This window comes from Phyllobacterium sp. P5_D12 (assembly GCF_054049495.1).
On record NZ_JBFUMG010000144.1, the window covers coordinates 1 to 9,527 of the forward strand.

7 protein-coding genes are annotated in these 9,527 nt (G+C 58.1%); 6 read left to right on the forward strand and 1 reads right to left on the reverse strand.

Annotated features, from left to right (window positions below):
- Window positions 1–4 precede the first annotated feature (4 nt).
- Window positions 5–475 (reverse strand): Lrp/AsnC family transcriptional regulator, encoded by a 471-nt coding sequence (locus tag ACXJ5O_RS11795; RefSeq protein ID WP_112530060.1) that lies wholly within the window; start codon window positions 473–475, stop codon window positions 5–7.
- Between the two features lie 145 nt (window positions 476–620).
- On the opposite strand from ACXJ5O_RS11795, the gene ACXJ5O_RS11800 reads away from it, so the two are divergent.
- From ACXJ5O_RS11800 to ACXJ5O_RS11825, 6 genes are all read left to right on the forward strand, one after another.
- Window positions 621–1,532, forward strand: a complete 912-nt coding sequence (locus ACXJ5O_RS11800; protein ID WP_457300060.1) for a DMT family transporter — start codon at window positions 621–623, stop codon at window positions 1,530–1,532.
- Between the two features lie 45 nt (window positions 1,533–1,577).
- Complete coding sequence (locus ACXJ5O_RS11805) at window positions 1,578–2,453, forward strand: dienelactone hydrolase family protein (protein ID WP_457300061.1); 876 nt, start codon at window positions 1,578–1,580, stop codon at window positions 2,451–2,453.
- A gap of 357 nt (window positions 2,454–2,810) precedes the next feature.
- Entirely contained in the window at window positions 2,811–3,758 is a 948-nt protein-coding gene (locus ACXJ5O_RS11810) for a hypothetical protein (RefSeq protein WP_457300062.1), read from the forward strand.
- A gap of 8 nt (window positions 3,759–3,766) precedes the next feature.
- A complete protein-coding gene (locus ACXJ5O_RS11815; protein ID WP_112530052.1) occupies window positions 3,767–4,141 on the forward strand; it encodes a DUF2185 domain-containing protein in 375 nt (124 codons plus the stop codon).
- 121 nt (window positions 4,142–4,262) lie between these two features.
- Complete coding sequence (locus tag ACXJ5O_RS11820; RefSeq protein WP_457300063.1) at window positions 4,263–5,672, forward strand: FAD-binding oxidoreductase; 1,410 nt, start codon at window positions 4,263–4,265, stop codon at window positions 5,670–5,672.
- Window positions 5,673–5,844: 172 nt separating this feature from the next.
- Window positions 5,845–9,527, forward strand: a 3,683-nt coding sequence (locus ACXJ5O_RS11825) for an AsmA family protein (protein WP_457300064.1), incomplete at its 3' end; no start/stop codon positions are given.

A 9,527-nucleotide genomic window follows, 5' to 3' on the forward strand; every position in this document is an offset into this window, starting at 1 on the left:
ATTGTTACCTCTGCGGGAGCTTCAGGGGAGCTCCCGTTTTCACGGTGCGGATGGCGAAATTCGAACGGATGTCCGCAACGCCAGGAAGCAACAACAGCTTTTCAGTGAGGAACCGCTCGTAGGCGCTCAGATCCTCGACAACCACCTCGGCGAGAAAATCTGCAGTTCCGGAGATGAGGAATGCGGCTGTCACTTCCGGCATGGCAATGAGCGCCGCCTGTTGCGCGTCCGAATTTTCGCGGCTGTGCTGCCCGACCTTGATTTCAACGAACACTGTCAAGCCGAGACCGACTTCCTTGCGGTCGATATCCGCGCGGTAACCGCGGATGACTCCGGCCTTTTCCAGATTGCGGATACGGCGCAGGCAAGGTGAGGGCGAAAGATTCACCTTTTCGGCAATCTCGACGTTCGTGGCCCGTGCATCCTCCTGCAGCGCTTCGAGTATCCCAATATCGAATTTGTCCAGATTTGGCATAAATCGCATATTCTCCATATTTTGCTTATCGAATATTGCTGAAAGGCTACTCAGAGTGGCATCAACTTGCAAGGACATGCTCATGCCATAGGCGCTATCCTGCCTTTCAACCGAAGATGTTCGGGCATTTTGAAAGGAAGTTCCGATGGTTGCTCTCAGTCCAGAATTCAGGAAATCCAATTCCCTCGCCACAGGCTATGCGGGTGCGCTGGTCACCGTTTTCATCTGGGCGACATGGATCATTGCCACCCGCCACAGTAGTGGCACGCATCTCGGCACGATCGATCTTGGCCTCATCCGCTACGGTGTTCCGGCATTGGTCCTCGCACCGGTTTGGTTGAAGACGGGACTTATCCCTCGTGATGTTCCGCTCGCTCTTCTGACGATCATGGTCTGTGGTGCTGGTGCACTGTTCTTTCAGGTCACCACCTTCGCCATCCATTCGACACCCGCTTCGGCCGTCGGGGTTCTCCTCGGTGGTTCCATGCCGCTTGCTGCCGCGCTTATCGGTGTCGTTGTGTTCGGTGAGCGGCCGGATTTCACGCGCTGGCTTGGCCTTGGCTCCATTGTCGCCGGTCTTGCCATCCTTCTCGTGCTTGCCCTGAACAGTCATGAAATCACCTGGGTCAGCTTCGTCTTCCTGCCACTTGGTGCCTTGCTCTGGGCTGGCTATACCCATGCATTCAAGCGGTCCGGTTTGACGGCACTGCAGGGCGGTGCGCTGATCGCGGTCTGGTCTTTCCTCATTCACGTTGGCCTCGCGCTCACCTTCGGCTCCACGATTCTCGAGGTTCCACTGCCTGAGCTCGGTTTGCAGTTCCTGAGCCAGGGTGTCCTGTCGGGTCTTGCCGCGATGTTGGCCTATGGCATCGCCGTCCGTTCCCTTGGTGGCAGCCAGGCAGCTGCTTTCAGTGCACTGACGCCTGTTCTGGCTGCCCTTGGCGGTGCCATATTCCTTGACGAGCCGGTCGGCGTCTGGGAGATTGTGGCAGCACTTATCACCGGACTTGGCGTTGCCCTTTCAACCGGTATCCTTTCGCATCGCGCCAAGGGCTGATGCGAGGGACGCGCGCCTCGTCCTCCGCGTTTGGAGGAAACAGTTATGAACAAGCCGACAATCACCCAAGCGATGGTCGAGGCCTACGACGAATATACCCACCTGTCGCTTGACCGCCGCGCCTTCATGGAAAAGTTGACAAAGCTTGCCGGTTCCGGGGCTGCTGCCGCCGTCATCGCCCCGATGCTGGCGGCAAATGCCGCACAGGCTGGAATCATTGCGGTCGATGACCCAAGGCTTCGCACCAAGGACATTGTTTTTTCGTCATCCGCAGGAGACATCAAGGGATATCGGGCAAGCCCGGCAGAACGTTCGGGCAAGCTCCCGGCTGTCATTGTCATCCATGAGAATCGCGGCTTGAACGAGCATATTCGTGACGTTGCCCGCCGCATGGCGCTCGAAGGTTTTGTCGCGTTGGCGCCGGACCTGCTTTCCGCATCTGGCGGAACGCCGGGTGATGAAGACAAGGCGCGGGATATGATCGGAGCGCTCGATTCGAAAACTGCGATCGCAGAAGGCATTGCAACCATCGAATATCTCAAGCAGGACAAAGGGACCACCGGCAAAGTTGGCGTCGTCGGCTTTTGCTGGGGCGGTGGCATGGTCAATGATCTTGCCGTCAACGCACCCGATCTCGGCGCCGGGGTCGCATATTATGGCCGGCAGCCAAAAGCCGAAGACGTCGCCAAAATCAAGGCGCCGCTGTTGTTGCAATATGCCGGTCTCGATACGCGGATCAATGCAGGTATCGATGCCTACAAGAAAGCCCTCGAACAAAACGGCAAGAGTTTCGAGATCCATATTTATGATGGCGCGAACCACGCTTTCAACAATGATACGTCGGAAGCCCGCTATGACAAGAAAGCGGCGGATCTCGCCTGGAGCCGCACGGTAGCGTTCTTCCAGAAGAATCTGGCGTGAGGAGTACGAAAAACAAAAGGGAAACCAAAAGCTTGCGGGACCGTTCTAAGGCGATTAGAGCCTCGGGCGACAATATTGACKCAGTTCTGTTTCCCGGATGGCGAGACAATCCACGCGGAAGGTGGCGAGGCCGATGTTTATCCATCGGGCGATGCCGCCTGACAAAGTGGGTGTCCGCCAGCCGGAAACCCGAAGGGCCGGGTGAATTTGGACCAATTCCTTCGGGTTTCGGCATCGTCCGATGGATGAACATCGGCCTCGCCAAACCCCTCGACCTTGTCCACAAATTCCCTCCGGCAGAACGCGCCAATATTGTCGTCCGAGGCTCTCGTTCTCATTGAAAGAAGGAATGACCCGATGCGAATTGTTACCCTCGCCTTAAGCGCGCTTTTTTTGCTGGCAAGCGTCCAATTGGGCCTTGCACAAGAGCGGGTTTTTCCCGGCGGTTCCGGTGTCGGGCTCGTGCCTCCTCCCGGTCTGGTCCTGTCTACCAATTTCAGCGGGTTCGAAGATGCCGCCAAGGGTACATCGATCGTTCTGACGGAGCTGCCGGTGGACGCCTATGCGGAGCTCGCGGCAAAATTTAATCCCGATGGTCTGCGCGCGACCGGGATCGAGGCTGGGCAACCGGAAGATTGGCCTGTCGAAGGCGCTGTCGTCTCAAAACTTATTCGCGGCAGCCAGGTCGCGGCCGGGATCAAATATCGGAAATGGGTGGTCCTGGTCGGTGCCAAGACGACAACTGCCATGGTGACGGTACAGATACCCGAGGGCGTCCAGGGAGGCTTGTCCGATGCGGATGTCGAGACCGCCCTGCGCACCATCACGATCCGCACCCCGCCAAGCCTCGACGAGCAGGTCGCTGCTTTGCCGTTCAAGGTGTCCGATACGGCCGGGTTTCGCCCGGTGCGCGTGATAGCAGGGGCGACTTTTCTTTTGACCGAGGGGCCGAATGATGTCGCGGCAAACTCGATGCAGCCCATCATCATTATTGCGTCCAATCTCAATACTGCACCGGAAGCGCCGGCGCGGATGGCCTTTGCCAAACAGGCATTCGCCTCATTGACCGGCATCAAGGATGTGCAATCGGACAACGAGACGAGCTCTGAAGAAAATGGCGCCGAATGGGTCGAGATCGACGGGAGTGCCAAGGATGCTGCCAGCGGAGATGCGCTGTACGTCGCGCAAATTGCTCGTTTTGAAACAAGCCGTTACGTGCGCGCCATCCTGATCGTGCGGAGTAGCGAGAAGGACAAGTTTTCCGATCGTTTTCGAAAACTAGCCAAATCCCTGACGATCAACTAAAATTGGCTATGGAGAAAAGCTACCGACTCACCAAGAACGAGATACGGCCATTGATCCGCAACTACGGCGGTTGCATTGCGACGGATACGATCACGATCGATGGCTATCCGGTGCGCTTCATGTACCGCGAGGATCCTGACAACGAGATGGATAGTGGTTGGCGGTTTCTCTCGGGTTTCGAGAGCGACGACTATATGGAAGACCCGGACAACAGCGGCATCTTCGAGGTCAATACCATCGCCAATTACGATCCCAGTATCATTCCTCTTCTGGATGCACCTGTCGGCAGTGTGTTCGAAAAGACCGGCGAGCAGGAACGCTTCATCCCCGTCACCGATTGGCAGCCGGGCGAAGACGATGATGAGGATGACGACGACAATTAGATCCCGCCTTTTCGCATGCGGGAAGTCGTCACGGTAATCACACAGAGTTACAACTGGACAAGTCGTGTGCATTCCCCGAAAATGCACGCGTGGAAGACGTATATTGAAGGGTGGAACTGGAATGGCATTGGCAGACGCGGGCGCTTTGCTACGCAACGAAAACGGTATCGCGACGGTCGTTTCTATTCTGAAGAAACGCTTCGGCGATAGTGCGCAATCGGGCAAGTCCATTCGCGAACAGCACGCGCATACGACGAGTTACGTGCCGAACCAGGCACCGGATCTGGTCGTTTTCGTGGAGTCCGCCGAGGATGTTCAGGAAATAGTGCGCCTGTGCAGTGAATGGGGTGTTCCGGTGATCGCGTTTGGAACGGGCACTTCCCTTGAAGGTCATGTAAACGCGCCAGCCGGCGGCATTTCCATTGATCTTTCGCGTATGAATCGCATTCTCAAGGTCTATAGCGAAGATTTGAATGTCGTTATAGAACCGGGGGTTACGCGCAAGCAGCTCAACGAATATCTGCGCGACACGGGTTTGTTCTTCCCCATCGATCCCGGCGCCAATGCCAGCCTCGGCGGCATGGCGGCGACGCGCGCTTCGGGTACCAATGCCGTGCGCTATGGCACGATGCGCGAGAACGTGCTGGCACTGAAGGCAGTGATGCCGGACGGACGCTTGATCACTACGTCGAAGCGGGTGAAGAAAACATCGGCAGGCTATGACCTGACGCGTCTGCTCGTCGGTTCGGAGGGCACGCTCGGCATCATCACGGAACTGACGCTGAGGCTTTATGGCATTCCGCAAGCGATTTCCGGCGGCATCTGCGCGTTCCCAGATCTTGAAAGCGCTTGCAACGCGGTGATCGAGACCATTCAGATGGGTATCCCGGTAGCGCGCATCGAACTGGTCAATCAGCTCGAAATGCAGGCGATGATCGCCTATTCCAAGCTGGATTACGAGCCTGCACCCTATCTCTTTCTCGAGTTCCACGGCAGCGAAACGAGCGTGGCCGAGCAGGCGGAACTCTTCGGTGAAATTGCCGCTGCCAATGGCGGTGGTGAATTCAAATGGACAGCCAATGCAGAAGAGCGTGAGAAGCTCTGGTCGGCGCGCCACAATTCCTATTTCGCCTGCATGACGCTCGCGCCTGGAAAGCAGTCGCTTTCGACCGACGTGTGCGTGCCGATCTCGCGGTTGGCGGAATGCATCGTCGAGACCGAGAAGGATATCGACGAGAGCGGGCTGATTGCGCCGATCGTCGGTCATGCCGGCGATGGTAATTTCCACGTGCTCGTGCTGTTCGACGAGAAAGACCCGGTCGAGATCCAGAAGGTCGAGGCCTTTGTCGAGCGCCTCAATTTGAGGGCGATCGCCATGGATGGAACCTGCACGGGTGAACACGGCATCGGCCAGGGCAAGATCAAGTTCCTTCGGGCAGAGCTCGGTGGTGCTGTCGATGTGATGGAAGCGATCAAGCGCGCAATCGATCCGGGCAATATCATGAATCCCGGCAAGATCTTACGCCTTTAGGCTCACGAATTGATTCCTGGCGCTAAACCATTGTGTGAGCGTTGCAAATTGACCAGAAAGACTGTCATGTCTTGCCGCCGCCAAAAACTGGTGCTTATGGTGCCCGGCACGTATCGATCGGAGTAGGACACTGGCACGCCTGTTCGTATTTATCGGCGGATTACTGGTACTGGTGCTGACTGCGGCGCTGGTTGTGCCGTACTTTGTCGATTGGGCTGGTTATCGGTCCTCCTTCGAGCGCGAGGCTTCGGCGCTGCTCGGGCGCCCTGTGACAGTCGCAGGCAGCGCCAGCGCGCGGCTCCTGCCGTTTCCGTCTGTGACGTTTTCCGATGTCAAGGTCGGTGATCCGGGCTCCGAACCGGTGATGACGATCGAGAAGTTTTCGATGGATGCCGAGCTTGCGCCATTCGTACGTGGCGAAATCCTGATCTTCGACATGCGGATCGAGAAGCCGACGGCAAAGGTAGCCATCGACAAGAACGGCGTCATCGACTGGGCGATCCGGCCGCGCGCGCCGTTCCATTCGGCGCAGGTCAGGCTGGAGGATATGCGCATTACAGATGGCTCGGTGGTCATTCGCGATGCCTCGACGGGAACCACCCGGACGATTGGAAACCTCAACGCGTCATTGTCGGCAACCGACCTTTCCGGGCCCTGGAAATTTGATGGGACGCTTTTTTTCAACGGCGCAAAGACGGCTGTCTCCGCTTCGACGGGTGCTGCGAAGCCAGATGGCACGCTGAACGTCCATGCAAGGGTTTCCCCGGACCGCATTCCGGCAGCATTCGAGACCGATGGCGAATTGACCGTAAATGAAGGCGTGCTGAAATATGCCGGCAATATCGACATTCGTTCGGCTGACGAGGTGGCCGACGGTGCCAAGACTGCCGGGAAAACCGAAAAGCCGTTGCTTTCCAGCGTTCGCGTCACTGGACGTTTTGAGGCCGATCACGCCAAGATCGATATCCCCGAATTTCGCATGGAGCAGGGGACCGTCGACGATCCCTACATTGTCAATGGCAACGCGCTTTTCGACTATGGCAATGATCCGCATTTTGAAATCAAGGCGGACGGACAGCAGGTCACCTTTGCCAATCAGAATGAACAAGCCAAAGGCACGACACCCAAACCGGCCACCCCATCGGAACGGATGGGTGTATTCCGGCGTCTGATGGATCAACTGCCGATACCGACCGTTCCCGGCACGATCGACCTCAAACTTCCAGCGATCGTTGCAGGTGACACGACGATCCGCTCGGTGACGATCGACGCGGCGCCTTCGAACGGGGCTTGGCAGATCAATCAGGTCAAGGCGGAACTGCCGGGGCGGACCCAGTTCGAAGCCAAGGGAACGTTGCAGGTTGGCGATGATTTTGGCTTCGACGGGCGGCTGCTGATTGCATCGCGTCAGCCCTCGGGACTTGCCGCATGGCTGACGGATTCCGTTGACGAGTCGATCCGGCGCTTGCCCGGAGCCGGTTTTTCCGGTGATGTGAGCCTGCATGACGAGTTGCAGAAGGTCGATAATCTCGAATTGGCGCTTGGCGGCGCATCGCTCAGAGGCTCGCTGGTACGCAGCGCCAAGGGCGAATCCCTGCCGCTGACGCAACTGACGCTTGAGGGCGGGGCACTCGATGCCGATGCGCTGGAGGCTTTCGCGGCGATCTTCGGCAATACTGGAACGTCATCTGCAAACGGTTCGCCGCAGTTGCGCGGCCAGGATCTCGATGTGCATCTGAAAGCGGGGCCCGTCACACACAACCGGCTCGTTGCGGAAACTCTGGACACGGCTTTCCGCCTGCGCGATGGCGTTTTCGATATCGATCGGCTGACGATCGGTAATGTTGCAGGTACCACCATAACCGCGACCGGCAAGCTTGCACCCTTCAAGGCTGAACCTTCAGGCTCGCTCGACTCCACCATACTCTCCGACAATCTCGCTCCCTTTGTTACGGCGATGGCTGCCCGGTTTCCGGATTTCCCGTTCATCACGACCTTGAGCGAAAACGCCGCCCGGTTTCCGGGTCTCTTCGAGGAGACCAATCTCAATGTCATTGCAAACACTTTGCATGGCAAAGGCGGATCCGAGTTCTCTTTGAGCGCGGCCGGAAAAACCGGGGGGATGGACGTAACCCTCTCCGGCACGACCACGGAAAACGCCGACAAGTTGCGCTCGCTCGAGCTGACGATGGACGCGCGCAGTGCACAGGCGGAGACGCTGATGGCATTGATAGGGCTCCAGGCGCTGCCACTCGGGATGGCGGGCGAACTGGAGGCCGACCTCGCGTTGAAGGGGAATGAAAAGGATGGCCTGCAGACACAGCTTTCGCTGAAGTCCTCGGATGGACAGGCGCTTGTCGATGGCAGTTTTCGGGACATTGGCGGCGAGCTGAGCGGCGAGGGCCGTGCCTCGATCAAGGCAGCGGATCTCGAATCCTATATCGCAACGGCAGGTTATTCATTGCCCGGCTTTGGCAATGGCATGCCCGTGGACATCGCAAGCAGTTTCCAGCTTTCGAAGGGTAAGCTGACCTTGCCCGATTTGAGTGGCGAAGTGAGCGGCAGGAAGATCGCTGGCCGACTGGGCTTCGATGTCGAGAACGGTATACCGGCGGCGCAAGGCGATCTGACACTCGCACAACTCGACCTTCCGTCACTGGCGCAATTCATGCTGGGCACGAATGCGCTGGGAACTGAAGGTCGCAATGTTTGGCCGAAGGAGAACTTCGCGGCCGCTCCGCTTTTTCCTGTGAATTTCAATGTGAAAATAAATGCCGCGGAAGCTCCAGCGGGCATTCTTGGCACGATGGGTAAATTCCAGACGATTGCTACCCTGAAGGACGGCTCGCTTCGTCTCGACGATGTAAAAGGTGACCTGCTTGGCGGCCAGGTCCACGGTATGTTCGAGTTACGCAATACCAGCGGTACAGGTCTCGCAACCGGACAGTTTACACTCGACCAGACGGCTCTCGAGGCCCTCTACAAGCCCGACGAAGACCAGACGCCGCTGAAGGGCAAGGCGAAAATATCGGCCTCCGTAAATGCGACGGGTACCTCGATTGCCGAGATGATGGAATCTGTCGCCGGTTCGGGCGTGGTCTCGGTCGCGGATCTTGCGATCAACGCAATCAATCCTGGTGCGCTGAAGCCGATCCTTCAAGCAGCGGACGCGATGGAGGGACCCGTCGCCGCCGCTGCCGTGACTGCCACGATTGGCAAATATTTGCATGAGGGCACGTTCAATGCCGGCGCTGCGGAATTTGCCTTCACGATTGCCGGCGGCATGGCGCGGACCTCGACATTCCAGCTTCAAAGCGAAGCCGCAACTCTGGCCGCTGATCTGCGGCTCAATTTTTCCGACATGAGTATTGCATCGCAAGGGCGTTTTACCTTCGATCCTGGCAAGGCCGTGGTTGCTGGAGCCGACCCGCTTGTCGAGTTCAGCTTGGCCGGTCCACTGGACAATCCAAAATTGGCTTTGAACCGGCAGCCGCTTGAACAGTTCCTGACCCAGCGCACCTTGGAGCGCGAACAACAGCGCGTGGAAACCATGCAGGCCGCGCTTGTCGAAAAGCAGCGTCTGCGCCGCGAGGTCCAACTCTATCAGGCCCGCGCGAATGAGCGTGTGCGGCTTGCCGAAGAAGCCCGGCTCAAGGCCGAACAGGAAGCACGTGCAGCTGCTGAACGCGCCGAAGCTGAAAGGCTCGCCGCAGAGCAGCGGGCTTTAGCGGAAAGACGTGCAGCCGAGCAGGCGGCACAAAAAGCGATCGAACAATCGCAACCGGCACCAGCCCCGGCCGCGCCACAGCCGCAAACGCCCCCCGGACCGGGTGGCGCTGCAGCGGCGCCGCAGGG

Excerpts from the sequence above, each read along its gene's own strand:
- ACXJ5O_RS11800 (WP_457300060.1), top strand. The coding sequence starts at position 621 with ATGGTTGCTCTCAGTCCAGAATTCAGGAAATCCAATTCCCTCGCCACA.
- ACXJ5O_RS11820 (WP_457300063.1), top strand. The coding sequence starts at position 4,263 with ATGGCATTGGCAGACGCGGGCGCTTTGCTACGCAACGAAAACGGTATC.
- ACXJ5O_RS11810 (WP_457300062.1), top strand. The coding sequence starts at position 2,811 with ATGCGAATTGTTACCCTCGCCTTAAGCGCGCTTTTTTTGCTGGCAAGC.
- ACXJ5O_RS11795 (WP_112530060.1), bottom strand. The coding sequence starts at position 475 with ATGCCAAATCTGGACAAATTCGATATTGGGATACTCGAAGCGCTGCAG.
- ACXJ5O_RS11815 (WP_112530052.1), top strand. The coding sequence starts at position 3,767 with ATGGAGAAAAGCTACCGACTCACCAAGAACGAGATACGGCCATTGATC.
- ACXJ5O_RS11805 (WP_457300061.1), top strand. The coding sequence starts at position 1,578 with ATGAACAAGCCGACAATCACCCAAGCGATGGTCGAGGCCTACGACGAA.